The sequence below is a fragment of the Comamonas resistens genome (genome assembly GCF_030064165.1).
GTDB lineage: Bacteria > Pseudomonadota > Gammaproteobacteria > Burkholderiales > Burkholderiaceae_C > Comamonas > Comamonas resistens.
This window is the reverse complement of the sequence record NZ_CP125947.1, coordinates 1,729,304-1,755,302: the sequence shown is the minus strand read 5'-3', so window position 1 is coordinate 1,755,302 and position 25,999 is coordinate 1,729,304. Positions and strand designations below refer to the sequence as shown.

Below are 25,999 nucleotides of genomic sequence, written 5' to 3'. Positions count from 1 at the left end.
TCCCCTGCCTTACTGATGCGAAAAAACCACTGTCATCGCATTGAAAAGATGATTTCATCGACCTGAGTGGCATTGGATACAGCCCTGTATGCAAACCGCCGCTATATTTCACAGCGCAATTTTTATATATAGCGATTAATTAAGAGAGGCTCCATGAAAAATTCGTTTATCGCACTCGCAGCCGCCTTGGTCTGTTCCGGTGCCGCATACGCACAAAGCAATGTCCAGCTGACCGGCCTGGCCGACATGTACGCCGGCTCCGTCAAGATGGCCGGCCAGGATCGCAAGTCGGTCGTGGGCTCCGGTGGCATGACCACCTCCTGGTGGGGCATCAAGGGTACAGAGGACCTTGGCGGTGGTTTGAAGGTCGATTTCAACCTCACTGCCTTCATGCGCATGGACAGCGGTGACTACGGCCGTTTCCCGGGTGACACCTTCTTCTCGCGCGATGCCAACATTGGCCTGAACGGCAACTTCGGCCGCATCGGCCTGGGCCGAGACAAGGCTCCCAACTTCCTGCCCACAATTCTGACCAACCCCTTTGGCGATTCGTTCACGATCTCGCCTCTGGTGCTGCATGCCAACACACCCACAGCCGCCTGGGGCGGTGCTCGCCTGACCACGCCCGCCGACACCGGCTGGAGCAATATGCTGGTCTACACAACGCCTAACTTCGGTGGCCTGACCGCCAACGTGTACTACCAGTTCGGCGAGCAGTCGACTCCTGGCGATAAGAGCAAGAAGAATATGGGCGTGAATGCCCTGTACTTCAATGGTCCCTTGAGCCTGACCGCCTTCTATGAACGTGACCAGATCACCAACCCCGGCAGCGGCACGGTCATGCCCACCAAGAGCGACTGGATGGTCGGCGGTAGCTACAACTTCAATGTGGTGAAGCTGTACGCAACCTATGGCCAGGCCAAGGTCAAGGATCTGAACAGCAAGAGCAAGACCTACTCGCTGGGTCTGGACATCCCCGTCACCGGCACGCCTGGTACCGTCAAGGCTGCCGTGGCCCGTACCAAGTACGAAGCGGCTACCGATGCCACTCGCACCACAGCAACGCTGGGCTATGACCACTTCCTGTCCAAGCGCACCGATGTGTATACCGCTCTGATGTACGACCGCGTGAGCGATGCCAACCCCAAGACAGGTACCAGCCTGATCGCTGGTATTCGTCACCGCTTCTAAGATCAGTTCACCCTAGCGAGAAAGCGAGGCCAAGGCCTCGCTTTTTTCATGGCAGGTACTCTGCTTTTATCGAGGCAAGGTCGCGTCCAGCAGCTTCAATCGCCGGTCAATGGCCGCTGCCTCCTCCACGTCACCAGCCTGTTGTGCCGCCTTGCGCTGCAACAACAGCCAGGCCATCAAAGGCCGACGCCAGCCCTGCGCAGATGCGGTATCCACACCTAGCTTCAACAGCTGTGGCGTTGCCCCTCCCGCTCGCAGCACGACGCCTGCGGCCACCAAACGAGACAGCGGATCCTTGATGTCGGCAAGCGCAGGCGTTCCCGACGTGGCTATGGCCGAAGCCACAGCGCGCTGCGGCTCTGGCAGCTGCGCTATATCCGCCATCTCCAGTTGGGCTTGCAAATAGCGCGCATAAGCTTGTTCGGGCCTGGCCGCATCCTGGGCCCATGCCGCATAGCCGGGACAGTTGTCCCACTCCAGGCTAGCCACCTGAGCCGCACAACGCATCAGCTCCACACGGGCTGCCAGATCGGGGCGGCCTGTGCTGGCCACGGCATCACGGGCTTTTTGCCATTGCAGAGCTTCCACCCGCTGCTGCCCCTGCAGATAGGCAACACTGGCTTTTTGCGCGGCCGCCTCGGCACTCAAGGCCCAGTCAGGCGCAGGAGGTTGATTGCCGCAGGCAGCAAGCGCTATTACAGCGATAGCTGCTAGCGCTTTACCAGATTGGGCCAAGGCCATATTTCGCTTAAAACAGATACTCATGGCAGCTTCAGCTCCGGTTTATGGGAAAACGGCCATTTGCGCTGCAGGTCATTGAGTACCGACTCCAGACGCAGCAGATTGCTCTCCACTTCGGCACGCAAAGCCCCCAGGTCAGTCGATGCTTCGCGGGTATTGCTGCCAACCACCTGCAGATCGGCCAGCACGGCATCCACTTTGGCCATGCTCTTGCGGGTATCGGCAAGCAGCCCATTGAGCTGCTCTACCGTGGCCTTGACCTGAGGCATCACGCCATTCGCGTCGAAAACCTGGCTGTCCGCCCGGGCCACCATGCGGTCCATGCGGTTGACCACCGAGCTGGTTCGCTCCAGCAGTTGGGTCACCTTGCGAGCCTCCTCGTCGCTGCCCAGCACCACACCCAGAGCACCGCCCTGCCCCTGCATGCGCTCGGCGAGCTTGCGCACTTCGGCCAGAGATCCGCCCAGCGCCGAATCGGAGGAAGTCATGGCCGCCACATTGGCCAGCACCTCCTTGGCCGAGTTGATGATCTGCGGCAGCTCGGCCGTGGCATCGCCACTGAGTACGGGCCGCACAGAGTCCGCAGGCAGCTGCGCATCGCCAGGCATGCCTGAGTACGCCTTAATGGTGGTACCGCCCACAATGCCCTTGACCAGCGTGAAGACGCTGGACTGACGCAGCCAATGTGCATCTTTTTCAGGGACATCCACCAGAATGCGCACCGAACCATCGTCGGCCAGCTCGATCTTGCTGACGCGGCCTATGGGAAAGCCCGAGAAGGTCATGTCCATGCCTACCGCCACGCCCTCCGAGTCATCGGCGGTCAGCACCAGACGCTGCGTGGGCTCGAACACGCCACGCGCATACAACAAGTAGCCTGCGGCCCCCAGAATCAGCAGCAAGGTCAGCGCCAGCAGCGCCGCGGCCTTGGCACGCAAATGCGCAACCGGCTTGAGGTCCAGCAATTCATCATCGATCAATTGCTCCTCGGCCATCCGGGTTTCGCTGCCACGTCTTGCGGGCTCTTTGGACTCGGTCACCGTGATTTCCTTCTCAGTCATGACTCACGCAAGTCAGGTTCGGGCAAGACCTTGGCCTAAAAAAGCCATCCTGGCGCATCCTTGTTTGCGTAAGTCCAATCAGTAATAGTTGCCCATGAGAGAGATCACCTCGATCAGCAGCAGCACGGCAAACATGCGCGCAAATCCTCCCAACTCAGCGCCACCCTGGCGATGCCGTGCAACAGGCGTGTACAGCGCCGATGCCAGCGGCATGATCGCCACCGTCAGGCTGAAAAACCAGGTCTTGAGCACGAACACCAGCGTCAGCGATGGCGTGAAAATCCGCCCGAACACCCGCGTATAACCGCCAAACCCCGCCAGGTTGAAGCCATACACGCTGATATAGACCGTCACCAACGCCACGATGCAACTGAGCGCTGCCAGCGTGATGGCGGCAAAGACACCGGCCGCCGCACGCGGCACCAGCGCAGCGCGAATGGGGTCAACGCCTTGCCGCCTCCAGGTATCGAGCTGGCCCCGGGTGCGCATCTGCACCACCTGCACACCTGCGGGAATGGTGCAACGCATCGCCACAAACAAGGCCGCCGTCAACGGGATCAACTCGATCACCATCACCCGCACCACCAGATCCAGCGCATAGTGCGACAGCCCATAGCTTTGCGCCGTCACCATCACGATGCGCGCAATCACCGCGCACAACAATGCCGCCAGCGCCGTAAAGCCCGTGAGTACGGGCGCGGTCTGTACATAGATCTGCTGCGCCAGCATGCCGCGCGCGCCACGCCGGTAGCTGGACGGTGTCACGACCAGCACCAGCACCACGGCCGTCAGATAAATGCTGCGCCACGAAGCCAGGGCCTGCGCGCCCAGCGCAGACCCCATCCGTCCGGGCAGCTTGAGGGTGGTTTCGCTCCAGCTCATGCAGGAATGATAGCGCCCACTACAAGTGACCTGGGCATAAACCTATGAGACTTCCCTTCAGACATGGCGCTTTGCGGCTGGTCCGCCTTGCAAGGTCTCGGGCAGCGCCTCGTCGGCCTGGGCATGCAAGGCCTCGATGATGTGGCAATAACTGTCCGTACCGTCACACTGGCCGCGCAAATGCTCCAGCTCATGCTCCAGCGCCTGCAGTTCAGCCAGACGCTCGCGCACATGGCCCAGGTGCGTATCCAGCGTATCGCGTGCGGCCACGCAATCGGCCTTGCGCGCACCGTCCAGCGCCAGCAAGGTCCTCACCTCGTCCAGCGACATGTCCATGGCACGGCACAGGCGGATAAAGCGCAGGCGGTGCACATCGCCGTCGGTGTAAAGCCGGTACTGGTTGTCCTCGCGCACGCCGGGCGAGAGCAATTGCTCCTTCTCGTAATAGCGAATATTGGCTGCAGCAATGCCCGAACGCTTGGCCGCCTCGCCGATACGCCAGCGCGGAAGATCAGAAGAATTGAGCAGCATGCTTGACCTTAAAGTGACTTTATTGTTTTTAATACTGCCATGAAGCAAGAAAGCCTGTCCACCCACGCCCATGACGGCCACGACCACCAGCATACCCACGAGCATGGGCATGCACAGGTCGCCGCCGCCACTTCAAAAAAATCCATAGCACCTGCCGCAAGCTCTGCCTGCGGTACGGACTGCTGCGCACCGTTCACCATCAGCCAGCCGGCCAAGAGCCATGACCACGATCATGACGACCACGCCGGGCATGACCATGGCGTGCTGCCCGGCTGGCCGCGCATCTATGCGGCATTGGCCGCCGCCCTGGCGGCCGAAGCCTGCCACTGGTTTGGCGGCGACGGCGCGAACGCTCTGCTGCATTACCTGGGCATGGCACTGGCCGTGCTGGGCATTGCGCTCTCGGGCCTGGGCGTCTACAAGGCAGGCATCAAGGATCTGTTTCGCTTCAAGCTCGGCATTCATGCCCTGATGGCTGTGGCCGTCACGGGCGCCTTCATCATCGGCCAGTGGCCCGAGGCTGCCATGGTCATGGCCCTTTATGCGGCGGCAGAGCGCATCGAAGACCAGGCCATGGACAAGGCCCGCCTGGCCATCCGCAAGCTGCTGCAACTGGCACCCGAGACTGCCGATGTGCTGCAGCCCGATGGCAGCACCCAGCGCATGGCCGTCAGCGAAGTTCCGCTGGGCGCCGTGCTGCGCGTGACGCCCGGCGCTCGCGTGCCGCTGGACGGTCAGGTGACTGAAGGTGAAAGCTCGGTTAACCAGGCTCCCATCACGGGCGAGAGCGCGCTGGCGCACAAAGGCCCGGGCGATGAACTGTATGCCGGCTCCATCAATCAGGATGGCGAGCTACAGTTGCGCGTGACCGCCCCCGCAAGCGATAGCCTGATTGCGCGCATCGTCCATGCCGTGGAGCAGGCGCAGTCCTCGAAGGCTCCCACACAGCGCTTTGTCGACCGCTTCGCCGAGGTCTACACCCCCATCGTGCTGGTTCTGGCGATTGCCCTCGGCCTGCTCGCGCCCTGGCTGCTGGACTGGAGCTGGCATCAGGCCGCCTACCAGGCCCTGGCCCTGCTGGTCATCGCCTGCCCCTGCGCCCTGGTGCTCTCCACCCCGGTCACCGTGGTCAGCGCCCTCACTGCCGCCGCCAGACGCGGCATTCTGATCAAGGGCGGCAGCGCGCTGGAGTCGGCCCGCAGCCTCAAGGCCATTGCACTCGATAAAACCGGCACGCTGACCACGGGCTCGCCCAAGCTGGTGGACTGGCAGAGCTGGAATGCAACGGGCAGCGATGACACCGCCGCCCGCGCCTATGCGCTGGCATCGCGCTCCGACCATCCCGTCTCGCGGGCGATTGCCCAGGGGCTGGAAGAGCAGATCGGCAAGGACTTCGCCGAAGCACAGCAATTGCAAGCCCTGCCCGGCCGCGGCGTGCAGGCCCAGGTCGAGGGGCAGCGCTGGACGCTGGCCAATCTGCGCTGGGTGGGCGAGCAAGGCTGGGACAGTGCCGAACTCAAGGCCGCGCTGATGCTGCAGGAGCAACAGGGTCGCACCGTCACCCTGCTGGCCAATGAGCATGGCGTGCAGGCGCTGTTTGCCGTGGCCGACCCGCTGCGCCCCCAGGCCAAGGCGGCCGTGGCCCAGTTGCAGGCGCTAGGCGTCAAGCCCATTGTGCTCAGCGGCGACAACAGCGCCACCGTGCGCACGGTGGCCGCGGAAGCAGGCATCAGCGATGCACGCGGCAATATGCTGCCCGAGGACAAGCTCAAGACCCTGAGCGAGTTGCAGCGCGACATCGGCCCCACGGCCATGACGGGCGACGGCATCAACGACGCGCCGGCACTGGCCCAGGCCGACATAGGCTTTGCCATGGGCGGCATGCATGCCACCGACATGGCCATGGAGACCGCCGATGTGGTGCTCATGAACGACGACCTGCGCCGCATCCCCGAGGTGGTTGATCTCTCGCAGCGCGCGCACAGCGTGCTCTGGCAGAACATCAGCCTGGCCCTGGGCATCAAGCTGGCCTTCTTCATTCTGGCCGTCAGCGGCAATGCCAGCATGTGGCTGGCCGTGCTGGCCGATATGGGCGTGAGCCTGCTGGTGGTCGCCAATGGCCTGCGCCTGCGCCATTGGGGCAACAGACCTGAAAATGCATGAAATTCGACCTTAGCCCTTGATGGGAAAGCGCAAGCAGCTATCAAATTTACGATTTACTGCACCGGGTGGGGGAACTAAACCCCGCCCTTCGCTATCATTCAGCCCATGCGTCGCTTTTTCTCCTTGTTCCTGGTTTTGCTGCTGGCCCTGCGCGGCCTGGCAGGCGATGCCATGGCCATGGAGCAGAACACTGGCCAGTCCCATCACATGGGACATGCGCTGGTGCAGACGCAAAGCCTGGACGAAGTGGCCGCAATGGCAGCCGCTGTGCACCACGCGCATGCAAGCCTCGCGACCGACGCACAGCCGCATCACGACATGGCCGCGTCCCACAAGGCAGGCCCTGCAGGGGCCGTGAACTGCAGCGCCAATGCCGCCGACAGCGACTGCCACCAGCATGAAGGCCATTGCACGGCCTGCGGCATCTGCCACTCGACGCTGGCCAAGCCCGAGTTGCTGACGCTTCACTCCAGCCTCCCCCTGGCCGCCCAGCCGGCCCATGGTGCAGCGCGCTTTGCCAGCGCCGCGCCTGCCGACCTCGTCAAACCACCGATTTCTGCGCTCTAACGCCCTAGGTGCGTCCGCATTTTGATAGCAGCCATCGCGCTTGCTGTCTAGGTTTTGGCCGTAAAACGCTCATAACTGCGGACCTTCCCCCGGTTTTAGACGACAGGAATCCTCTATGCGCCAAGCGCATCCTCTTTCTTTGACAGCCATGGCTTTGCTCATGGCCGGTATCAGCCCGCCAGTCCTGGCCCAGCCGTCCGCACCGACTCTCCCGGCGGCCCAGTCCCCAGCCAGCAGTCACAACGTTTTCAACCCCGCAGCGCCCACGCTGGCGCTGCAGCATCAACCGCTCATGGCCAGCGCAGCCATCGTCACCCAGCCCGGCGACTGGAAAGCCGCCAATGCCGCGGTAAGCGAGTTCCCGCGCGGCCATGGCGATGTGCTCAGGTGGGAAAAATCTCAGGGCAATGCCTCCGGCCCGGCCCCGGACAGCGGTATATCCGCACATCAGCACCATCATGGAGGCCAGCCATGAGGCGCCTTGCATTCAAAGCCGCGCCATTGCTCGCTGCACTGGCTATGGCCGGCTGCGCCAGCATCTCGCCCGACGGACTGCGCGGCGACGTGGCCAGACATACCGAAGGCAGGCTGCCCGCTGGCGCACAGCTGCCGTCGCCGGACGCCCAGGCCCTGCAGGATGCGCAGGCCCAGATTGCCGACTGGCTCAAAGCCCCTGTCGATGCCGACACCGCCGTGCGCATCGCCCTGCTCAACAACCCCGGCCTGCAGGCCCAGCTGGCGCAGCTCGGCATTGCCGACGCGCAGCGCGTGCAGGTCCTGACCCTGCCCAACCCCAGCTTTACCTTCGGCCGCTTTCGCAACGGCCACGAGCGCGAGATCGAGCGCCAGCTCAGCTTTGGCCTGGTGCAGCTCATCACCCTGCCCTGGCGCAGCCGCTGGCAGGGCTGGCAGATGGAGCAAGCCACTCTGACGGCCGCCCAGCAGGTGCTGCTGCTGGCCTCCGACACACGCCGCGCCTGGCTGCGCGCCGTGGCCGCCGAGCAGGCTCTAGCCGCCAACGAACGCATGCACGAGGCAGCGGCTCTGGGCGGTGAGCTGGCACGCCGCATGGCCCAGGTCGGCAACTTCAGCAAGATGGACCAGGCCAGAGAGCTGGCCCAGCAGCAGCAGGCCTCCGCCCAGCTGGCACGCGCGCGTCTGAACGCCCAGCTGGAACGCGAGCAGTTGGCCCGCCGCATGGGTCTGTGGGGCGAGCAGTTGGCCTACAAGCTGCCCGAGCAACTGCCCGCCTTGCCCAAAGCCTCCGAGCTGCGCGGCGGCGATGACGCCGAAGCCACCGCCCTGCGTCAGCGGCTGGATCTGGGCGCTCTGCGCCGCGACCTGGATGTGACCGCCGGCCGCCAGGGCTGGGCCACTGTGGACACCATCTTTGGTGATATCGGCGCCAGCTACAGCAACAACACCAGCACCGAACGAGCCACCGGTCACAGCGACAAGACCCAGGGCTGGGAGTTCGACATGCCGCTGCCGCTATTTGACTGGGGCTTTGCCGCGCGCGGCATGGCACGCAACCAGGTGCTGCGCAGCGCATCGTTGCTGCGCGACAACGCCATACGTGCACGCAGCGAAGCCCGCAGCAACTGGCTGGCCTACCGCACGGCTTACGACCTGGCCCAGCAGCAGCAGGCCGAGGTTCTGCCCTTGGCCAAGCTGATGCAGGAAGAAACCGTCTACCGCTACAACGGCATGTTCATGAGTGTTTGGCAGCTGTTGGCCCAGGCTCGCAGCACCACGCAAGCGGTGGTGACCGCCACCGAGGCCCAGCGCGACTTCTGGCTGGCCGAAACCGATCTGCGCCTGGCCCTGACCGGCACATCGCCAGGAACCACCCCCACCGTCAACACCACCGCAGCGCCCGCTGCACAAGCCGAGGCAGGTCACTGATATGCAACGCCGATCCTTTTTCACTGGCGCTGCCACTGCAGTGGCAGCCGCCACCACTTCAATGGCCGTCAGCCGGGTTGCCATGGCGGCCCTGCCCGAACCCGTCATGCAAGGCAGCGCCGACACGGCCGCGCCTCTGACGCCGCCCAACGGTCGCCCCTACCAACCCGTGGTCACGCTCAACGGCTGGACCACGCCCTGGCGCATGAATGCGGGCGTCAAGGAGTTCCACCTCGTGGCCGAGCCCGTGGTGCGCGAGGTGGCGCCCGGATTTTTCGTCAATATGTGGGGCTACAACGGCCAGTCGCCGGGCCCCACGATCGAAGTGGTGGAAGGCGACAAGGTGCGTATCTTCGTCACCAACCGCCTGCCCGAGAGCACCACCATCCACTGGCATGGCCAGCGTCTGCCCAATGGCATGGACGGTGTGGGCGGTCTGAACCAGCCCCACATCCCGCCGGGCAAGACCTTCGTCTATGAGTTCGAGGCGCGCCGCCCCGGCACCTTCATGTACCACCCGCATTCGGATGAGATGGTGCAGATGGCCATGGGCATGATGGGCCTGTGGATCACCCACCCCAAGACAGCCCACCCGCTGATCGACAAGGTGCAGCGCGACTATGCCTTCCTGCTCAGCGCCTATGCGGTCGAGCCCGGCACCATGACACCGCGCATCAACGAGATGACGGATTTCAATATCTGGACCTTCAACAGCCGCGCCTTCCCCGCCATCAGTCCACTGGTGGCGCGTCAGGGCGACAAGGTGCGCATCCGCGTGGGCAATCTGACCATGACCAACCACCCCATCCATATCCACGGCCATGAGTTCGAGGTCACGGGCACCGACGGCGGCCCCATTCCAAAGTCCGCCCGCTGGCCCGAGGTGACGACGGATGTGGCCGTAGGCCAGATGCGCCAGGTGGAATTCATGGCCGACGAACCCGGCGACTGGGCTTTCCACTGCCACAAGAGCCACCACACCATGGGCGCCATGGGTCACGACGTGCCCACCATGATCGGCGTTCAGCATGCCGGCCTGGTGGGCAAGATCCAGAAGATCGTGCCCGACTACATGCTGATGGGCGAGCGCGGCATGGGCGATATGGGCGCCATGGAAATGCCTCTGCCCGACAACACCTTCCCCATGATGACCGGCCAGGGCCCTTACGGCCCCATCGAAATGGGCGGGATGTTCACCAGCTTCAAGGTGCGCAAAAACCTGGGTGCCAACGACTACGGCGATCCAGGCTGGTACCCGCAACCCAAGGGTACGCAAGCCTATGAATGGAAAGGCGCACCGCTGGATGCCAGCGCACCGCGCCAGACAGCACCCGGCAATGCGCCCGGTGCCGCCAACGCTCGCAAACCCGACACCGGCAAAGACCACGCTCACCACTGACAGGAATGCTCACCATGAAAACTATGCAATTCATAGCTGCCTGCGCTTTGCTGGCAAGCGCCAGCACCTCATTTGCGCATGGAAACACCAGCCATGCCTCGGCGACAGGCCCTGTCATCAAGGAACAGAAAGCCTGGGGAATTGCGTCCGACGAGCGGGCCGCGCTGCGCACGCTCACGATTGAGATGACCGACGACATGCGCTTTGCCCCCGATCATTTCACCGTCAAGCGGGGCGAAACCCTGCGCCTGCGCGTGGTCAACAAAGGCCAGCTCATGCATGAGATGGTGCTGGGCACCAGGGCCTCGCTCGACGAGCACGCACAGATGATGCTCAAGTACCCCGGCATGGAACATGCCGAACCCTATATGGCCCATGTGGCTCCAGGCAAGGCTGAAGACCTGGTGTGGAGCTTCAACCGCGCAGGTAATTTCAACTTCGCCTGCCTGATTGCAGGCCATTACCAGGCCGGCATGACGGGTCGCTTCACCGTTACCGAATAAACCAAGAAAGGATATCCATGCAATCCACCAATCGTCGTCACGCCCTGCACCTGCTGGCAGTTGCTGCCGCGGCTGCAGCCTTGCCCGCCTACGCCAACAAAACCGCCCCCGCCGCCAAGATTCCCATGGAAGTCTGGAAAGACCCGAACTGCGGTTGCTGCAAGGACTGGATTGCCCTGATGGAGCAAGCCGGCTTTGCCGTCAAGGTGCACGACGTGGGCAACAACGCCGTGCGCGCCAAGCTGGGCCTGCCGCAAAACCTGGGCTCCTGCCACACCGCACTGGTGGGGGGCTATGTGGTCGAAGGCCATGTACCGGCTGCCGATGTGCACAAGCTGCTCCAAGCCAAGCCCAAGGCCCTGGGCATCACCGTACCCGGCATGCCCATTGGCAGCCCCGGCATGGACGGCCCCGAATACGGCGGCCGCAAGGACCCATTTGATGTGCTGCTGGTTACCAAGAACCTCATGAACAGCGGTGTCAGCACCGTCGTATTTACCAGCTACCGCGGCTGACCCCAATTCAGGAGAACATGATGAGAAACCTCTTTCACACCACTTTGGCAGCCCTGAGCCTCGGCATGGCACTGGCCGCTCCGGCTTCCGCACAGGACCACTCGGCGCACGCAGGTCATGGGGCGATGGCCGATGCTTCGGCAGCCACATCGACCGGCCAGACCGATGTGCTGACCGCCGGAGAAATCACCCGTGTGGACGCCCGCACAGGCAAGCTGACGATCCGCCATGAAGAAATCAAGAACCTGGACATGCCTCCCATGACCATGGTGTTTGCGCTGTCAAGCTCCGCACAGTCGGCCTCTTTCAAGGCCGGTGACAAGGTGTTGTTCCATGCCGAGGACAAGGATGGCTCGCTGATCATCACCCGCATCCAGCCAGCGTCCTGATGCAGCCTCGCCGTTGAGACGATGACGATGCCATGCAAGCATGGCATCGTCATCACGTCAGCGCCCCGTGGGCGGTGCAGCGGCATGGCCTGCCACGCGCTCCAGCACATCCCCGGGCACATCACGACCACTGCACACCAGCAGATCATGGGCATTGCGACCCTGGGCGTCTCTTCGCTGGAGGTCGACCCCGGCCGACCAGAACCAGCGTACGGCCGCCCAGGCGCCATGGTCCACGGCAATCAGATACGGGGTGCGGCCTTTGCCATCCCCGGTCTTGTCGAGATCGGCCCCCGCTTGCTGCAGCACTTGGAGCATCTCTGTGCGCCCGTTGAAGGCTGCCCAGGCGCTGGCGGTCATGCCCGTTGCCAGACTCACCTGATCCAGCGGACTGCCTTGCTCCACCAGCCATTGGGCTGCGGCCTCGTTGCCGCAGTTAAGTGCCGTGATCAGCGCATTGAGGCCTGTGCTCTTTTGCACATAGGCGATATCGTCGCCATTCTTCAGGTGCAGCTCCAGCGCAGCGATATCGCCTCTTTCAGCGGCCTTGAGCAGTTTCATCGTCATCTCAGTACATCCATTTCTTGACTAGCCTCTGCCCAAAGCGCTCGCTCAGCAGCGCTTCGGCCTGTTCATCGCCATCATCCCGCCCCTGGGCCACGGCATGACTGCGGCATAGCGACATCAGAGCCAGTGCGTCCAGATAGTCGCCCACATCTACGAACATACGGGTCAGCAAGGGGCTGCTGTCATGGTCCAGATACCAGACAGAGCCATCGCGACGGTCAAAGCACCAGAGATTGCCATTGCCCAGATAGTCGCCGAACACCACCAGCTCGCTCAGCTGTGCCATCAGCTCCTGCGCCTGTTGCGGTGCACTCATTTCCACAATATCGGCAATACCCGGAAACACGACCTTCACGGGCCCGATGGCGTCCATGTCCGCGTCCGGCGCCAGCAGGTCAAAGCGCGGACTCAGCAAGCGCTCGGCCCAGTCCAGCACACCAAGCTGCAAAAGATAGTCACGCAAGGACTGGGGCAGATTGCAACCCAGGCGCCATTCGCACAGGCGCAACTCGGCCCGGCTGAAGGGCTTGGCTTGAGCAGGCTCTTCGTCCATCCAGGCATGGGCTTGCAGGCCTTGATGCCAGTAAGCCAGTCGCTGCTCTGCCGTGGCATTGACCGTTAGCCAGTACGGCTCGGGCACATCGGCCTCATCCCACACATCATGGTTTTCTACAAAGCGCTGGCTGCGCCCGAACTCGGCCTGCAGAAAGCGAGACCATGCTTGCGCGTCAAATGGTGAAGGCCAGTGCATCCGGGCGAGTACCGCCACCGGCATCCACGGCACATAGCCCATGCGCTGCACCTCATTCGCATCGCGCGCCACAAAGCGCAAGGCAGGCTGTTTCAGCAGATCTGCTGGCGGGGACTGATTTGGCGCCACAAGCTGGACAGCGGCATCGGCAGGCAGATCCACCCAGTCGCTCGGCGCGAGTTCGGGCAATGCCTGCACCAGCGCGGGCAGGTCTTTGAAGATTTTCATGCAGGCATTTCGTGTTTTCTGTGCATTTCGTGCGCGGGGCTTAGACTGCGCGTCCTATGTTGACGCTAGAGCAGTTTCACTCCGGGCTGGCCAATGGTTCACTGGCCCGCGCACACCATATCAGGCTCAGCGATGGGCTGACCCAGTTCCCCGCCGCGCTTTATCAGCTGACCGAGACGCTGGAAATTCTCGATCTGTCGGGCAACCGGCTCAGCACCCTGCCCGATGATCTGACGCGTTTTGCGCGGCTGCGCATTCTGTTTGCCTCGAACAATCCGTTCAGCGAACTGCCCCTCGTGCTGGGCCGCATGCCGCAACTCGAAATGGTGGGTTTCAAAGCCTGCCGCATCACGCATATGCCCGAGGACAGCCTGCCGGCGCGCCTGCGCTGGCTGATTCTCACGGACAACCACGTGCAGCGGCTGCCCGAGTCCATCGGCCAATGCACACGCCTGCAAAAGCTCATGCTGTCGTGCAACCAGCTGAGGCAGCTGCCCCAGAGCCTGCAACATTGCCAGGCGCTGGAGTTGCTGCGCATGGCAAGCAACCGTTTCGAAGATGCTCCCGAAGTCATCTTCCGGCTGCCTCGCCTGGCGTGGCTGGCGCTGGCAGGTAATCCAATGACTCAAAAAAAGGAGCTGGATACGCTTTCAGCGCATGGGATTGAGTCCATTTTCTATCAAAATTTGCAGATTGCCGGCAAGCTGGGCGAAGGCGCCAGCGGCCATATCTACCGCGCCAGCCTCAACGGACAGGAGCTGGCACTCAAGGTTTTCAAGGCCGCCCAGACCAGCGACGGTACGCCGCAATCCGAACTGGCAGCAGGCATTGCGGCAGGACAGCATCCTCATCTGCTGACGCCACTGGCGCAGGTTCTGGGCGCTCCTGACGGGCAAATGGCCACGGCCCTGCCCCTGCTGGATTCAGCCATGCAGCCGCTGGCCGGGCCGCCCAGCTTCGACAGCTGCACACGTGATGTCTATGACCCCGAACTGCGCCTGCAAGCCGACCAGGCCCAGCAGCTGCTGCAAGGCATACGCTCTGCCATCACCCATCTGCACGGCCGTGATCTGCTGCATGGAGATCTGTATGCCCACAATATCCTGTGCAATCTGCAGACCGGGCGGGCCGTACTCAGCGACTTTGGGGCGGCTGCACTTTTGCAAGGCCTGCCTGAAACTCAGAAAGCGCAGCTGCAGCAGATCGAGCTGCGTGCACTGCGCCATCTGGAAAACGAGGTTCAAGCCCTTGTCGGCTGAGACTTATTGCAGAAATGCGGGCTTGGCATAGCCCGCAAACTTGCTGTCCACCACACTCTTGAACTCGGCGGACTTGTAGGCTGCAGCCAGATCCTTGGCCCATTGGGCATCCTTGTCCTTGGTCTTGACAGCCACGATGTTCAGATAATGCTCGGGCGTTTTTTCCAGCAGCACCGAATCCGACAGTTTCAGGCCCGAGGAAATCGCAAAGTTGCCGTTGATGATGGCGTACTGCGCATCATCGAGCGCACGCGGCAGATGAGCTGCGTCCAGGGGAACGAGCTTGATCTTCTTGGGGTTGGAGGCCAGATCCAGCTCGGACACGCGCAGCGGGTTCACGCCTTCCTTGAGCTTGACCAGCCCCGCCTGCTGCAGCAGCAAGATGCCCCGCGCCAGATTGCTGGCGTCATTGGGCAGGGCGATGCGATCGCCCTCCTTCAGCTCGGCCAGGCTCTTGCGCTGCTTGCTGTAGACGCCCATGGGAGCAATCGGCCCCTGGACCAGGGCCGTCAGATCGAGCTTGCGGTCGCCCTTGAACTGGTTGAAATAGACCTCGTGCTGGAAGAAGTTGGCATCGAGCGAGCCATCGGCCAGGGCCAGATTGGGCTGCACATAGTCGTTGAACTCCACCAGACGCACCTTGTAGCCCTTTTTCTGCAGGATGGGGACGATGCCGTATTGCAGCTGATCAATGTTGGAGCCTGCCGTGCCGCCAATGACCAATTGCTTTTTGCCCGCGTCCTGGGCCGTCGCCGGCAAGACGCCCATGACCAGTGCAGCGCCTGCCAGCAGAGTGGTGGCCAGAAGACCGCGGCGGCGCCGTGCCACGGAAAAAAGATGGGTCATGCTTGCTCCTCGTCAATGTACTGAGTTTTGATGCGAAAGGTTTGGCTCTGCAGCATGCAGAGGCCTTTGCAGTATCCAGACCGCGGAGACAAATTCCAACCAATAAAAACCCATGCTCTTATTTGCTTTTCATCTAAAACCAGCAAATCCACAGGCATGAAAAAGGGCCGCATCGCGGCCCTTGGCGTCTTCAGTCCAACCCTATCACTTCAGGAAGGCAGGCTTGGAGTAGCCGGGAAACTGGCTGTCCACCACGGCCTTGAACTCGGGCGAGCGGTAGGCGGCGGCCAGATCCTTGGCCCACTGGCTGTTTTCGTTGCCGGTCTTCACGGCCACCACGTTCAGGTACAGATCGGGAGTCTTTTCCAGCACCACGGCTTCGCTCAGCTTCAGGCCCGAGGAAACGGCAAAGTTGCCATTGACCACCACATAGTCAGCGTCTTCCAGCACGCGGGGCAATTGGGCTGCCTCCAGCGCAACGAACTTGAGCTTGTGGGGATTGGCAGCCAGATCCAGCTCGGAGATGCGAGCCGGGTTCACCCCTTCCTTGACCTTGACAAGGCCGGCCTGCTGCAACACCAGCAATGCACGCGCCAGGTTGCTGGGGTCATTGGGCAGAGCCACCTTGGCGCCGCTCTTGATATCGGCCAAGGACTTGTGCTTTTTGCTGTAAACGCCCATGGGTGCCACCGGGCCTTGCGCAATCACGCTCAGCGCCAGCTTGCGATCGGTGGTGAACTGATCGAAATAGGCACGGTGCTGGAAGAAATTGGCATCCAGCGAACCGTCGGACAGCGCCAGATTGGGCTGAACATAGTCATTGAACTCGATCAGCTTGATCTGATAGCCCTTTTTCTGCAGCTGAGGCACTATGCCTTTTTGCAGCAGGTCGTAATTGGAGCCGGCGGTGGCGCCAATCAGCAGGTTCTTCTTGGCAGCATCATTGGCCAGAGCAGGAGCTGCCGCTGTGGCCAGCAAGGCCATGGCAGCCGTTGCCAGAACTGCGCGGCGACTGGCGGCAAAAGAAAAACGTGCAGACATGAATCACTCCTTGAACATCAAAAACCGGCAGCACAGGCATCACACCTTTTTTGCACTGCAGCAATGGAGTGAGTATGAACCTTCCAGGGGACTGCTCTTAAGAAGAAAAAGCAATCTGTTTAGCTAGATAAACATATATACAGGCGCAATACTCACACTGATACGCAGCATTGCCCATCCCACGCCAAAGGTAGCTCCAACATGCCCTCACCCTCGTCCATTCAGGATTTGCTCCGCCACCAGGGCCACATCGGCCTGGTCAAGGGCCTGCGCGTCGGTCATTTCACGGATCCGCGCCGCCCCACGGGCTGCACTGCGGTGCTCTGCCCCGAAGGTGCCGTGGGCGGTGTCGATGTGCGCGGCGCGGCACCCGGCACGCGCGAGACCGATCTGCTGCATCCCAGCAATCTGGTGCAACAGGTGCACGGCATCATGCTGTCCGGCGGCAGTGCCTGGGGCCTAGATGCTGCAACGGGCGCAGTACGCTGGCTGGAGGAACAGGGGGTGGGCCTCGACATAGGCGTGGGCCGCATTCCGCTGGTTCCTGCCGCCGTGCTGTTTGACGTGATGATGGGCGACTGGCTGGTACGCCCCGATGCGGCTGCGGGCTATGCGGCCTGCCGGAACGCCAGCACGGATCGCGCAGCCGAAGGCTCGGTAGGTGCTGGCGCCGGTGCCGTCGTGGGCAAGGTGTTTGGCCTGGATCGCGCCATGAAGGGTGGCATAGGCTCGGCCAGCTTCACGGTCGATGGCGTGACCGTGGGCGCCATCATTGCCTGCAACGCGCTGGGCGATGTGTTCAATCCCTTTACAGCTCAGTTGCTTGCAGGCACCCGCGCCAAGGATGGCTTGCAGCTGCGCGGCACGCGTGATGCCTTGCTCGATGGCGAAGAGCCCAGGCCGGTACTGGCAGGCAGCAACACCACGATTGGCGTAGTTGCCACAGATGCGCAGCTGAGCAAGGTTCAGGCCCACAGAATGGCAGTTGTCGCCCACGACGGGCTGGCCCGCGCCATCAACCCCGTGCACACCATGAGCGATGGCGACAGCCTCTTTGCCCTGGGCACCGGCCAGTCCGGCAAAAGCCTGGGCATGATGACACTGTGCACGCTGGCCGCCGAGGCAGTGGCGGTCGCCACGGCCCGTGCCATCCTGCTGGCTCACTCTGTAGAGGTAGCCAATCAACCCAGGTTGCCCTCGGCCTGCGATATGGGAGTGTGCTGACGCAGGCTCTCAAACCTGGGCAGCGATGCGTGTCAACTGCCCCTTGGCCAGCAGCTTGTCCCGCATGCGCCGCGTCATGCTCTGCGTGCTGCCATCCTCTGCGGTGAACAGAAACAGACTTTGCTGCGGGCTGACCCAGGTCAGTTGCGTGCGCAGTTGCTGGCGCTCGCTGCGCAGTTCTACCCAGGTACCCAGCGACCATTGCACAGCGGTATCTGACACAGACTTGCTGGGCTCTGGCGTGGGCATCGCTTCAATCTCAGGCATCGCAGCGGGCATAGGCTGCGTCTGCGGCAAAGATGGAGCCTGCTCTACAGACACAGTTGCACCTTCAGGCTCAGGCTGGCGTGGCTCAACCCCACCCATATCCAGTGCCTGCTGCTGCAAGCTGCCTATGCGTGCAGCCAGCGCTGCGATCTCGGCCTCCGAACGCCCCACGCTCTGCAAGCCGCGAGCCAGGCGCCGCTGCAACCTGGGCGCCAAAGCTATCAGCCTTGCCGTATCCTGCGCGGCCTGGGCAGACACGCTCCACAGCAGACTGGGCACCAAGGCCAGGTAGCCGCCCGGGTCGCGCTCGGAGCCCTCGCCCTGGCGCTGCTGCGCGCGCGCGACCACCTCCGCCCAGGGGCCTGTCACGAAATCCAGAATGTCTTCAGGCACCCCTTTGGCACTGGGCAGATTGCGAATCGTCTGTGCAATGCTTCGGGCATCGGGCTTGGAGCGGATCAAGCCCTGGACGGACGGCCGCTCAAGCAAACCCAGCGCCGATGTCATCAGCCCCTGACTTGTGCTTGCAGGCTCTGCAAAGGTGCTCAGCGATATGACCGTGCCCAATGCCCCATCGGGCGGCCACTGCTCACGCGCAAATTGCAAAGCCAGCACAAAGGTCTGAGCATTGATCTGCTGCAAACCCGCCAGCCTGGCTGCCACCGCCCTTGCCACCTCAATGAAATGCGCAAAACCCAGCGCAGACTCGCTCACAAACCACAGGCTGCGCGCCGTCAGCTCATCGAGCAATTGCCTGGCCGCATGCTGTCGATTGTCGAAAAATGTCGCGTCATGCTCGACCAGGCGAACCAGAGAGGGCTCCAGCTCATGCAACACGCTTTGCACTGCAGGCAACAACCGGGCATCGCTGTACATATGCGCCATCATGCGCTGCACCGTACGCACCTGCACCAAGGCTTGTGGCGTCTGGCTGGGTGCCAGAGCCGGCAGTTGCAAGCCCATCCCTCCCGAGAGCTGCGACGGCTCGGTCATTTGCAAGGCGTTGCTGGAATACGACGCCCAGCCGGTCTGCAATCCCAGCAACACATCGGGCTGGGTTGCAGCCATCGCTGACGGCTCAGGCCAGCCTGCCAGCATCGAGTCCGTCAATGACTGTGGCACGGTGAAGTACCTATCTTCAATCCAGCGTAGATCGGTTGCCATTTCCTGCAGCAATCGCAAGGTCAGCAGACTCTGAGATGAATGACCATCTGTGGATTCGACCCCGTAGCGCGCCGGCTGAACGCTTTGCTGGCGCAGCAGTGTTGCCACCTTGGCATATTCCGTCACCAGAATACTGCCCAGTTGCGGCCCCATGAGATCGCGCCAGCATTGCGCCACTTCGGCTGCAGGCTGAACAGCCGTCAAGGACTGATCCAGGGCTCGCACATAGTTTTCAGGCCGCAGGGGATTGCATTCGGGGTTGGCCAGCTCCAGACCTTGCGCACCGCACATCAATGCGTCCAGATCTGCCAGGGCCAGCTCTACCTGCGGCGCCACCATCTGCAGCAGCTTGTGCTCTGCCTGCAGTTGTCGATGGGCGGACTCTGCCATGCCTGTCAGTGAGCGCAGCGATGCGTCCCCCATATCGAGGGACTGGGCAGTGAAGGAAAACGGTTGCCGGGCAGACAGGACCAGTGCTTCCAGCAAATTCTGCGGGTAGCTGCTGATCAAATGCGCGCGGTGCTGCTGCAAGTTATGCAGTGCTGCACTCAGCACATCGCGCTGAATATTGGGGGAGTCATGAAAAAGCGCCTGTTCCAGGGCGTACTCGGTACGCTGCAACAGGCGCTGCATCAATGCGTCCGCGCCACGCACTGCCTGGACAAGGCAGGTGCGCAACACGGATACAGATGCTTGGGCGAGGCTCATAGCCCCTAAGAATACCCGCTCCAGCCGAAGCTGGAGACATTTTGATGCTTACTTCAACGCCTTGTAACGCATGCGCTTGGGTGCAGCACCATCTTCTCCCAGACGTTTTTTCTTATCCGCTTCATATTCTTGATAGTTGCCATCAAAGAACACCCACTGCGAATCGCCTTCAGCGGCCAGGATGTGCGTGGCGATACGGTCCAGGAACCAGCGGTCATGGGAAATCACCATCACGGTACCGGCGTATTCCAGCAACGCGTCTTCCAAAGCTCGCAGGGTTTCCACGTCCAGGTCGTTCGAGGGCTCGTCCAGCAGCAGCACATTGCCGCCTTGAATCAGGGTCTTGGCCAGGTGCAGACGGCCGCGCTCACCTCCGGAGAGCATGCCCACCTTCTTTTGCTGGTCCTGGCCGTTGAAGTTGAAGCGGCCCGCATAAGCGCGCGAAGCCATGGTGAACTTTCCCACATTGATCATGTCCAGACCACCGGAGATGTCTTCCCACACGGTCTTTTCATTGGCCAGCGCATCACGGTGCTGATCCACAAAGGCCATCTTCACGGTCTGGCCGATTTCAACCGTACCGTTATCGGGCTGTTCCTTGCCCGCAATCAGCTTGAACAGCGTCGATTTACCGGCACCGTTGGGGCCGATGATGCCGACGATGGCACCGGCAGGGATGTTCATGGACAGGTTGTCGATCAGCAGACGGTCACCAAAAGCCTTGGAAACGTTCTTGAACTCGATGACCTTGGAGCCCAGTCGTTCGGCCACAGGAATGAAGATTTCCTGTGTTTCGTTGCGGCGCTGGTATTCGTAATCGCTCAGCTCTTCGAAGCGGGCAATACGGGCCTTGGACTTGGCCTGACGACCCTTGGCGTTCTGGCGCACCCACTCCAGCTCCTTCTTCAGAGCCTTGGCACGGGCTTCCTCACCCTTTTGTTCGGCTTCCAGACGGTTGCCCTTCTGGATCAGCCAGTCGGAGTAATTGCCCTTGTAGGGAATGCCGTGGCCACGGTCCAGTTCAAGAATCCACTCGGCGGCATTGTCCAGGAAGTAGCGGTCGTGGGTGATGGCCACCACCGTGCCCGAGAAGCGATGCAGGAACTGCTCCAGCCAGTCCACCGATTCTGCATCCAGGTGGTTGGTAGGCTCGTCCAGCAGCAGCATATCGGGCTTGGACAGCAACAGCTTGCACAGTGCCACCCGGCGCTTTTCACCACCGGAGAGCTGGCCGATGACGGCATCCCATGCGGGCAGACGCAGCGCATCAGCGGCGATTTCCAGCTGGTGCTCGGAGTCGGTACCTGCGGCAGCGATGATGGCTTCCAGCTCGCCCTGTTCGGCAGCCAGCGCGTCGAAGTCTGCGTCTTCTTCGGCATAGGCCGCATACACCTCTTCCAGGCGTGCCTTGGCGTTGTTCACCTCAGCCATGGCTTCTTCGACCGCCTGACGCACGGTGTGCTCAGGGTTCAGTTGGGGTTCCTGTGGCAGGTAGCCGATGGACAGGCCTGCCATGGGGATGGCCTCGCCTTCGAACTCCTTGTCCACGCCGGCCATGATCTTCAGCAACGAAGACTTGCCCGAACCGTTCAGACCCAGCACGCCGATCTTGGCGCCAGGGAAAAAACTCAGTGAAATATCCTTCAAGATCTGGCGCTTGGGCGGCACAGTCTTGGTCAGGTGGTTCATCGAAAAAACGTATTGAGCCATGTCCGAATTGCTTTGAGTAACGTGAATCTATGCAAAAAAACGTGCCGCTTTGCACGGCAATCCAACCATGATTATCGGTGCATGCGACAATACCCCTCGCAACAGGCGTCCAGTTGCCTATTGCAGCAGCACTTCAGCTGGGGACAACGGAAGCGTTTCCAGGCTCCCGACACGCAAACTTTATCTGCCTACAACTGGCCAGGCTGCCCCACGGGCCGCCATGACAGGCTGATACCCCGCGCCAAGGATTGGCGCAATTGATCACAATGACATTTGAAGAACTGAATCTGGCACCCGCCATTCTCAAGGCCGTACAAGAGCAGGGCTACGAAAACCCCACCCCCATTCAGGCTCAGGCCATTCCCCTGGTTCTCGCTGGCCACGACCTGCTGGCTGGTGCCCAAACCGGCACTGGCAAAACCGCAGCCTTTACGCTGCCCATGCTGCAGCGTCTGTCCGAAGGCACCGCACCCCAAAACAAATTTGGCGGCAAAGGTATCCGCACTCTGGTGCTGACACCCACTCGCGAATTGGCCGCTCAGGTTGAAGAAAACCTGCGCAGCTACGCCAAATACCTGGACATCAATTCCACCGTCATCTTCGGCGGTGTTGGCATGAAACCACAGATTGCCCGCATTGAAAAAGGCGTAGACGTGCTGGTGGCCACACCTGGTCGCTTGCTGGATCTAGCCGGCCAGGGCTTTATGGATCTGTCCACCGTCGAGATGCTGATTCTTGATGAAGCCGACCGCATGCTGGACATGGGCTTCATCCACGATGTCAAGAAAGTGCTGGCACTGGTGCCCAAGGACAAGCAAAGCCTGCTGTTCTCCGCCACCTTCAGCGATGAGATCCGCGAGCTAGCCAGCGGCCTGCTCAAGAACCCCCAGTCCATTCAGGTCACGCCGCGCAACACCACGGTGCAGCGCATCAAGCAGGTGATCCACCCCGTGGGCCGCGGCAAGAAGAAGCAGGTGCTGCTGCACATCATCCAGGAAAATAACTGGAGTCAGGTGCTGGTGTTCACGCGCACCAAGTTCGGTGCCAACAACGTGGCCGAATATCTGACCAAGAATGGTGTCAGCGCCATGGCCTTGCATGGCAACAAGAGCCAAAGCGCCCGGACACAAGCACTGGAAGGCTTCAAGACCGGTGAGCTGCGTGCATTGGTGGCTACAGATATCGCGGCACGCGGCATCGATATCGACGAATTGCCCAATGTGGTGAACTACGAGATCCCCAATATCTCGGAAGACTATGTGCACCGCATTGGCCGTACCGGTCGTGCAGGTCGCGAAGGCAATGCCGTGAGCCTGGTCTGCATGGACGAAGAAGGCTTCATGATGGACATCGAGCGCTTCACCAAGCAGGAGATTCCGGTGCAGCCCATCGAGGGCTTCGGCCCCGAAGAAGGCGAAGTGGCCGAGCCCATCGCCATGGGTCGCCAGACACTATGGGGCGGCGCAGGCAAGCCCCCCAGCCGTGATGTCATGCAAGCAGCGGCCAAGGCCGCTCGCCAGGAAATGATGGAGCGCATTCGCACCAACAAGACTGCTGGCACAGATCGCGGACGAGGAAACCGTCGCCCTGCCGCCGCCCAAGGTCAAGATCCAGCCGGAACACAAGGCGATCAGGGTGCAGAAGGTCAACGCCCGGCACGCCAGCACAACAAGCCACGCAGCAACAACCGCACACAACAGCGCGGCCAAAGCGCGGACCGCAATCAACACTCGGATCAACCTCAATTCGGCCAAGCTGATCGCGCACCTCGCCCACAGAATGGCCAACAGCGCCCTGCCAAGCGTAGCGGCAGCAACGGTGCTCGACAATTTGGTGATCGCGAACGCAGTGGCGGTCGTTACGAAGACCAGCCACCTCGCCCCGATGCTCATCTGGGCACACAACTCGGTCACGCCCGCGGCAACGGCCCACGGGGCAGCGGAAATGGCGGCCAGCCAGACCCCATGCGCACCAGCGTGGACAGCATGGCTGATCGCGGTCGTCGCGGTGGCTTCGGCGGCGGCCGAGGCGGCTTCGGCGGCAGCGGCAACCGAGGTGGAGGCCGCGGCGGCTTTGGTGGCGGCTATGGCCGCTAAATAAGCGCCTTCTGCCCCGCCCAAAGGGGCTGCAATAGTCAATATTGCAGCCCCTTCTTCTTTTCCTGATCACAGCTTGGTCATGGGCTGACAGCAGGCAGCAAGACTGCGGGTCTAACATCGCCACAGAGTGTGCGAAGCTTGCGCCTGCCGTTTCAGGCATGTTCTTTTATTCATTCGTGCTTTAAAACTATGACGTTTTCCTCCACATCCGTGTCCCTTCATGCTACGCGTACGCCCGCCCGGAAAGTCAGCGGAATGCTAAAGCTCACGGCTGTGGCCCTGGCTAGCCTGCTTACCGGCTGTGCCAATGTTCAGTTGCCAGTATGGACAGGCACCTCTGCACCCACTCCCGGGCGTCCCCCTTCTCAGATCGACAGCCCTGCCACCAACTCAGCCGTCAGTCAGCCAGTGGCTCCCACAGCCCAGCTGACACCTCTGCCCTACAACCCATCCATCGAAGCCCGTTTTCCCGCCCCCACAGTCCGTTATGAGACTCCAGGCCTCGCCGAAGGCCGCCAGCAATTCACCACTCAGGCGGAAATGGAAAGTTGGTTGCAGTCAGTTTCAGGGAAAGCGGCCAACGGCCAGCGACTGGATGTAGCCACCATCGGCACCTCTCAGCGCGGCCAGCCTCTGCTCGCCCTCCTCGCCGCACAAGGTCAAAGCACACAGGCGACCTCCCTGAACAACAACGGCAAGCCCACTGTCTTGCTGGTCGGTCAACAGCATGGGGATGAACCTGCAAGCGCCGAAGCACTACTTGCCATAACCCGTGAGCTGGGGCAAGGAGGGCTGCTGTCGCCACTGCTGCAACAGATCAACGTCATCATCGTGCCGCGCGCCAACCCCGATGGAGCCCAGACCGCAAGCACATTGACCGCTGATGGCACCGACCTGGCTCACGACCATCTGACGCTAAGCACGCCTGAAGCACAAGCTCTTGCCAAACTGGCCCGCAATTACCGCCCAGCAGTCGTGATTGATCTTCAAGAATTCGCCGCTGGAGGCAGCTTCCTGCAAAGATTCGAGGCAGTTCAACGGTACGACACCCTGCTCCAACCTGCAGCCACTGCCAACGGTCATGAATTTGTGAACAAAGCTGCACGCGAATGGATCACCGACCCCATGCGCAACGCGCTGAGTCAATCGGAGATCAGCAGTGATTGGTATTACGAAACCAGCACACAGGCCAATGACAAAACACTGTCCATGGCCAGCATTGCGCCCAATAGTCTAAGCAACGCCAGCAGCCTCAAGAATGCAGCGTCCGTTCTTGTATCCAGCCGGGGCAGCGACTTGGGCCGTCTGCACATCCAGCGCCGTGTGCATAGCCTGGTCACCGCAGTCAATAGCGCTCTGCGCAGCGCTGCAGCCAAGGCAAAGAACCTCAATCAGGTGGAATCCTTCGTTGCTCGCGACATTGCCTCTCAAGCCTGCCGTGGAACAGTGGTAGTGCAAGCCCAGAAAACGCCCGAACAACGCAATATCAGCATGTTCCAGGCCAACTCTGGCCAGGAGCTTCAAGCCCGGGTGGACTGGAACTCGTCTCTGACACTCAAGTCCAGCCAGACAAGACCACGTCCCTGTGGATACTGGATCTCCGGCGAGTCCAGCCAGGCCGTTGAGCGTCTGCGCATGCTGGGCATTCAGGTTGCGCAGATCGCTGAGCCGGGTCAAATGTTGGCTGATAGCTACCAATCACAGCAGACCGGTGGTTTTGTACTCACTCGCGGCTCTATTGATACACCTGCGGGCAGTTATTACATCTCCCTCAATCAGGCCAAGGCCAACTTGGCCGTTGCAGCCCTGGAGCCTGATACCCAGTACAACTATCTGTACAAGCACTTGATCACAATGCCTTCCGATATTGCACGAGTCGTCACCGCACCCTCGGTAGTATTTGAAGAAGAAGCGGAATAAGCAGTTCGCGGCATCTGCCGTGCTCAGCACCGAGGGCACTACACATAAAGCAAAGCCCGCCATGTTCATCATGGCGGGCTTTGCTTTGAAAGATCTGGCCTGCCCGACAGGGATCGAACCTGTGACCCACAGCTTAGAAGGCTGTTGCTCTATCCAACTGAGCTACGGGCAGATTTATTGAAACAACCCAGCTGATGCTGGGTTGTTGAGAGATGGTGGGCTGGCGTCAATTGAATCATCAATATAAGTCATTGATTTTATTCAAATAACGCTAATTCAGCATCAATCTTATTCCCCGGTTTGTTCCCCGGTTTTAAATTGGTAGCTTAAAAGTATACCTTACAGCCCACCCCAATAATTCCAACAGG

Annotated in this window: 23 protein-coding genes and 1 tRNA gene; 13 read left to right on the top strand and 11 right to left on the bottom strand. The window is 61.4% G+C overall.

Annotation, left to right across the window (positions count from 1 at the left end):
- Nucleotides 1–153 precede the first annotated feature (153 nt).
- The gene (locus QMY55_RS08125) at nucleotides 154–1,191 is read left to right on the top strand and encodes a porin (RefSeq protein ID WP_283488118.1); all 1,038 of its coding nucleotides are present in this window, start codon (nucleotides 154–156) and stop codon (nucleotides 1,189–1,191) included.
- A 66-nt stretch (nucleotides 1,192–1,257) separates the two neighbouring features.
- Here the strand turns inward: QMY55_RS08125 and QMY55_RS08120 are convergent, their stop codons facing one another.
- The 4 genes from QMY55_RS08120 to QMY55_RS08105 form a co-directional block, all read right to left on the bottom strand.
- Nucleotides 1,258–1,956, bottom strand: coding sequence for a hypothetical protein (locus QMY55_RS08120; protein WP_407650643.1), 699 nt, complete (start codon nucleotides 1,954–1,956; stop codon nucleotides 1,258–1,260).
- On the bottom strand, nucleotides 1,953–2,927 hold the full coding sequence (locus tag QMY55_RS08115; protein ID WP_283488905.1) for an MlaD family protein: 975 nt from the start codon (nucleotides 2,925–2,927) through the stop codon (nucleotides 1,953–1,955). Before QMY55_RS08115 ends, QMY55_RS08120 begins: the two co-directional genes overlap by 4 nt.
- A 144-nt stretch (nucleotides 2,928–3,071) precedes the next feature.
- Nucleotides 3,072–3,875 (bottom strand): MlaE family ABC transporter permease, encoded by an 804-nt coding sequence (locus QMY55_RS08110; protein ID WP_283488116.1) that lies wholly within the window; start codon nucleotides 3,873–3,875, stop codon nucleotides 3,072–3,074.
- A gap of 57 nt (nucleotides 3,876–3,932) precedes the next feature.
- Nucleotides 3,933–4,406 (bottom strand): MerR family transcriptional regulator, encoded by a 474-nt coding sequence (locus tag QMY55_RS08105; protein WP_283488115.1) that lies wholly within the window; start codon nucleotides 4,404–4,406, stop codon nucleotides 3,933–3,935.
- A 39-nt stretch (nucleotides 4,407–4,445) separates the two neighbouring features.
- On the opposite strand from QMY55_RS08105, the gene QMY55_RS08100 reads away from it, so the two are divergent.
- The 8 genes from QMY55_RS08100 to QMY55_RS08065 all read left to right on the top strand — a co-directional run bounded on the left by QMY55_RS08100 (nucleotide 4,446) and on the right by QMY55_RS08065 (nucleotide 11,847).
- Nucleotides 4,446–6,569 carry a heavy metal translocating P-type ATPase gene (locus QMY55_RS08100; RefSeq protein ID WP_283488114.1) on the top strand — a complete coding sequence of 708 codons (2,124 nt, stop codon included), beginning with the start codon at nucleotides 4,446–4,448 and terminating at the stop codon, nucleotides 6,567–6,569.
- A 105-nt stretch (nucleotides 6,570–6,674) separates the two neighbouring features.
- Nucleotides 6,675–7,136 carry a hypothetical protein gene (locus QMY55_RS08095; RefSeq protein WP_283488113.1) on the top strand — a complete coding sequence of 154 codons (462 nt, stop codon included), beginning with the start codon at nucleotides 6,675–6,677 and terminating at the stop codon, nucleotides 7,134–7,136.
- 115 nt (nucleotides 7,137–7,251) lie between these two features.
- Entirely contained in the window at nucleotides 7,252–7,611 is a 360-nt protein-coding gene (locus QMY55_RS08090) for a hypothetical protein (protein WP_283488112.1), read from the top strand.
- Complete coding sequence (locus QMY55_RS08085; RefSeq protein WP_283488111.1) at nucleotides 7,608–9,041, top strand: TolC family protein; 1,434 nt, start codon at nucleotides 7,608–7,610, stop codon at nucleotides 9,039–9,041. The genes QMY55_RS08090 and QMY55_RS08085 overlap by 4 nt, the downstream gene beginning before the upstream one ends.
- Nucleotide 9,042: 1 nt before the next feature.
- A complete protein-coding gene (locus QMY55_RS08080; protein ID WP_283488110.1) occupies nucleotides 9,043–10,440 on the top strand; it encodes a multicopper oxidase family protein in 1,398 nt (465 codons plus the stop codon).
- A gap of 14 nt (nucleotides 10,441–10,454) precedes the next feature.
- Nucleotides 10,455–10,943, top strand: a complete 489-nt coding sequence (locus QMY55_RS08075; RefSeq protein ID WP_283488109.1) for a cupredoxin domain-containing protein — start codon at nucleotides 10,455–10,457, stop codon at nucleotides 10,941–10,943.
- A 17-nt stretch (nucleotides 10,944–10,960) separates the two neighbouring features.
- A complete protein-coding gene (locus QMY55_RS08070; RefSeq protein WP_283488108.1) occupies nucleotides 10,961–11,458 on the top strand; it encodes a DUF411 domain-containing protein in 498 nt (165 codons plus the stop codon).
- A 20-nt stretch (nucleotides 11,459–11,478) separates the two neighbouring features.
- On the top strand, nucleotides 11,479–11,847 hold the full coding sequence (locus QMY55_RS08065) for a copper-binding protein (protein WP_283488107.1): 369 nt from the start codon (nucleotides 11,479–11,481) through the stop codon (nucleotides 11,845–11,847).
- A 57-nt stretch (nucleotides 11,848–11,904) separates the two neighbouring features.
- Here QMY55_RS08065 and QMY55_RS08060 read toward each other — a convergent pair whose 3' ends face one another.
- Both QMY55_RS08060 and QMY55_RS08055 read right to left on the bottom strand, forming a co-directional pair.
- Nucleotides 11,905–12,414: an ankyrin repeat domain-containing protein gene (locus tag QMY55_RS08060; RefSeq protein WP_283488106.1), complete on the bottom strand. Its 510-nt coding sequence runs from the start codon at nucleotides 12,412–12,414 to the stop codon at nucleotides 11,905–11,907.
- Nucleotide 12,415: 1 nt separating this feature from the next.
- On the bottom strand, nucleotides 12,416–13,393 hold the full coding sequence (locus QMY55_RS08055) for an SMI1/KNR4 family protein (protein WP_283488105.1): 978 nt from the start codon (nucleotides 13,391–13,393) through the stop codon (nucleotides 12,416–12,418).
- 56 nt (nucleotides 13,394–13,449) lie between these two features.
- On the opposite strand from QMY55_RS08055, the gene QMY55_RS08050 reads away from it, so the two are divergent.
- On the top strand, nucleotides 13,450–14,652 hold the full coding sequence (locus tag QMY55_RS08050; protein ID WP_283488104.1) for a leucine-rich repeat-containing protein kinase family protein: 1,203 nt from the start codon (nucleotides 13,450–13,452) through the stop codon (nucleotides 14,650–14,652).
- A 3-nt stretch (nucleotides 14,653–14,655) separates the two neighbouring features.
- Here the strand turns inward: QMY55_RS08050 and QMY55_RS08045 are convergent, their stop codons facing one another.
- Nucleotides 14,656–15,498 carry a MetQ/NlpA family ABC transporter substrate-binding protein gene (locus tag QMY55_RS08045; protein WP_283488103.1) on the bottom strand — a complete coding sequence of 281 codons (843 nt, stop codon included), beginning with the start codon at nucleotides 15,496–15,498 and terminating at the stop codon, nucleotides 14,656–14,658.
- 204 nt (nucleotides 15,499–15,702) lie between these two features.
- Complete coding sequence (locus tag QMY55_RS08040) at nucleotides 15,703–16,539, bottom strand: MetQ/NlpA family ABC transporter substrate-binding protein (RefSeq protein ID WP_283488102.1); 837 nt, start codon at nucleotides 16,537–16,539, stop codon at nucleotides 15,703–15,705.
- A 201-nt stretch (nucleotides 16,540–16,740) separates the two neighbouring features.
- Here QMY55_RS08040 and QMY55_RS08035 point away from each other — a divergent pair, with 201 nt between their 5' ends.
- Nucleotides 16,741–17,763, top strand: coding sequence for a P1 family peptidase (locus QMY55_RS08035; protein WP_283488101.1), 1,023 nt, complete (start codon nucleotides 16,741–16,743; stop codon nucleotides 17,761–17,763).
- Nucleotides 17,764–17,772: 9 nt separating this feature from the next.
- Here the strand turns inward: QMY55_RS08035 and QMY55_RS08030 are convergent, their stop codons facing one another.
- Complete coding sequence (locus QMY55_RS08030; RefSeq protein WP_283488100.1) at nucleotides 17,773–19,902, bottom strand: DUF1631 family protein; 2,130 nt, start codon at nucleotides 19,900–19,902, stop codon at nucleotides 17,773–17,775.
- Between the two features lie 48 nt (nucleotides 19,903–19,950).
- Entirely contained in the window at nucleotides 19,951–21,612 is a 1,662-nt protein-coding gene (gene ettA / locus QMY55_RS08025) for an energy-dependent translational throttle protein EttA (RefSeq protein ID WP_283488099.1), read from the bottom strand.
- A gap of 266 nt (nucleotides 21,613–21,878) precedes the next feature.
- Between ettA and QMY55_RS08020 the strand changes: the two genes are divergently transcribed.
- On the top strand, nucleotides 21,879–23,708 hold the full coding sequence (locus QMY55_RS08020; protein WP_283488098.1) for a DEAD/DEAH box helicase: 1,830 nt from the start codon (nucleotides 21,879–21,881) through the stop codon (nucleotides 23,706–23,708).
- Between the two features lie 543 nt (nucleotides 23,709–24,251).
- Nucleotides 24,252–25,631, top strand: a complete 1,380-nt coding sequence (locus QMY55_RS08015) for a M14 family metallopeptidase (protein WP_283488097.1) — start codon at nucleotides 24,252–24,254, stop codon at nucleotides 25,629–25,631.
- A gap of 95 nt (nucleotides 25,632–25,726) precedes the next feature.
- Here the strand turns inward: QMY55_RS08015 and QMY55_RS08010 are convergent.
- Nucleotides 25,727–25,803, bottom strand: a tRNA-Arg gene (locus tag QMY55_RS08010).
- Between the last annotated feature and the right edge of the window lie 196 nt (nucleotides 25,804–25,999).

Excerpts from the sequence above, each read along its gene's own strand:
- QMY55_RS08035 (WP_283488101.1), top strand. The coding sequence starts at position 16,741 with ATGCCCTCACCCTCGTCCATTCAGGATTTGCTCCGCCACCAGGGCCAC.
- QMY55_RS08095 (WP_283488113.1), top strand. The coding sequence starts at position 6,675 with ATGCGTCGCTTTTTCTCCTTGTTCCTGGTTTTGCTGCTGGCCCTGCGC.
- QMY55_RS08050 (WP_283488104.1), top strand. The coding sequence starts at position 13,450 with ATGTTGACGCTAGAGCAGTTTCACTCCGGGCTGGCCAATGGTTCACTG.
- QMY55_RS08085 (WP_283488111.1), top strand. The coding sequence starts at position 7,608 with ATGAGGCGCCTTGCATTCAAAGCCGCGCCATTGCTCGCTGCACTGGCT.
- QMY55_RS08030 (WP_283488100.1), bottom strand. The coding sequence starts at position 19,902 with ATGAGCCTCGCCCAAGCATCTGTATCCGTGTTGCGCACCTGCCTTGTC.
- QMY55_RS08060 (WP_283488106.1), bottom strand. The coding sequence starts at position 12,414 with ATGACGATGAAACTGCTCAAGGCCGCTGAAAGAGGCGATATCGCTGCG.
- QMY55_RS08080 (WP_283488110.1), top strand. The coding sequence starts at position 9,043 with ATGCAACGCCGATCCTTTTTCACTGGCGCTGCCACTGCAGTGGCAGCC.
- QMY55_RS08105 (WP_283488115.1), bottom strand. The coding sequence starts at position 4,406 with ATGCTGCTCAATTCTTCTGATCTTCCGCGCTGGCGTATCGGCGAGGCG.
- QMY55_RS08070 (WP_283488108.1), top strand. The coding sequence starts at position 10,961 with ATGCAATCCACCAATCGTCGTCACGCCCTGCACCTGCTGGCAGTTGCT.
- QMY55_RS08115 (WP_283488905.1), bottom strand. The coding sequence starts at position 2,927 with ATGGCCGAGGAGCAATTGATCGATGATGAATTGCTGGACCTCAAGCCG.
- QMY55_RS08090 (WP_283488112.1), top strand. The coding sequence starts at position 7,252 with ATGCGCCAAGCGCATCCTCTTTCTTTGACAGCCATGGCTTTGCTCATG.
- QMY55_RS08020 (WP_283488098.1), top strand. The coding sequence starts at position 21,879 with ATGACATTTGAAGAACTGAATCTGGCACCCGCCATTCTCAAGGCCGTA.
- QMY55_RS08125 (WP_283488118.1), top strand. The coding sequence starts at position 154 with ATGAAAAATTCGTTTATCGCACTCGCAGCCGCCTTGGTCTGTTCCGGT.
- QMY55_RS08120 (WP_407650643.1), bottom strand. The coding sequence starts at position 1,956 with ATGAGTATCTGTTTTAAGCGAAATATGGCCTTGGCCCAATCTGGTAAA.
- QMY55_RS08065 (WP_283488107.1), top strand. The coding sequence starts at position 11,479 with ATGAGAAACCTCTTTCACACCACTTTGGCAGCCCTGAGCCTCGGCATG.
- QMY55_RS08055 (WP_283488105.1), bottom strand. The coding sequence starts at position 13,393 with ATGAAAATCTTCAAAGACCTGCCCGCGCTGGTGCAGGCATTGCCCGAA.
- QMY55_RS08040 (WP_283488102.1), bottom strand. The coding sequence starts at position 16,539 with ATGTCTGCACGTTTTTCTTTTGCCGCCAGTCGCCGCGCAGTTCTGGCA.
- QMY55_RS08075 (WP_283488109.1), top strand. The coding sequence starts at position 10,455 with ATGAAAACTATGCAATTCATAGCTGCCTGCGCTTTGCTGGCAAGCGCC.
- QMY55_RS08110 (WP_283488116.1), bottom strand. The coding sequence starts at position 3,875 with ATGAGCTGGAGCGAAACCACCCTCAAGCTGCCCGGACGGATGGGGTCT.
- QMY55_RS08045 (WP_283488103.1), bottom strand. The coding sequence starts at position 15,498 with ATGACCCATCTTTTTTCCGTGGCACGGCGCCGCCGCGGTCTTCTGGCC.
- ettA (WP_283488099.1), bottom strand. The coding sequence starts at position 21,612 with ATGGCTCAATACGTTTTTTCGATGAACCACCTGACCAAGACTGTGCCG.
- QMY55_RS08015 (WP_283488097.1), top strand. The coding sequence starts at position 24,252 with ATGGAAAGTTGGTTGCAGTCAGTTTCAGGGAAAGCGGCCAACGGCCAG.
- QMY55_RS08100 (WP_283488114.1), top strand. The coding sequence starts at position 4,446 with ATGAAGCAAGAAAGCCTGTCCACCCACGCCCATGACGGCCACGACCAC.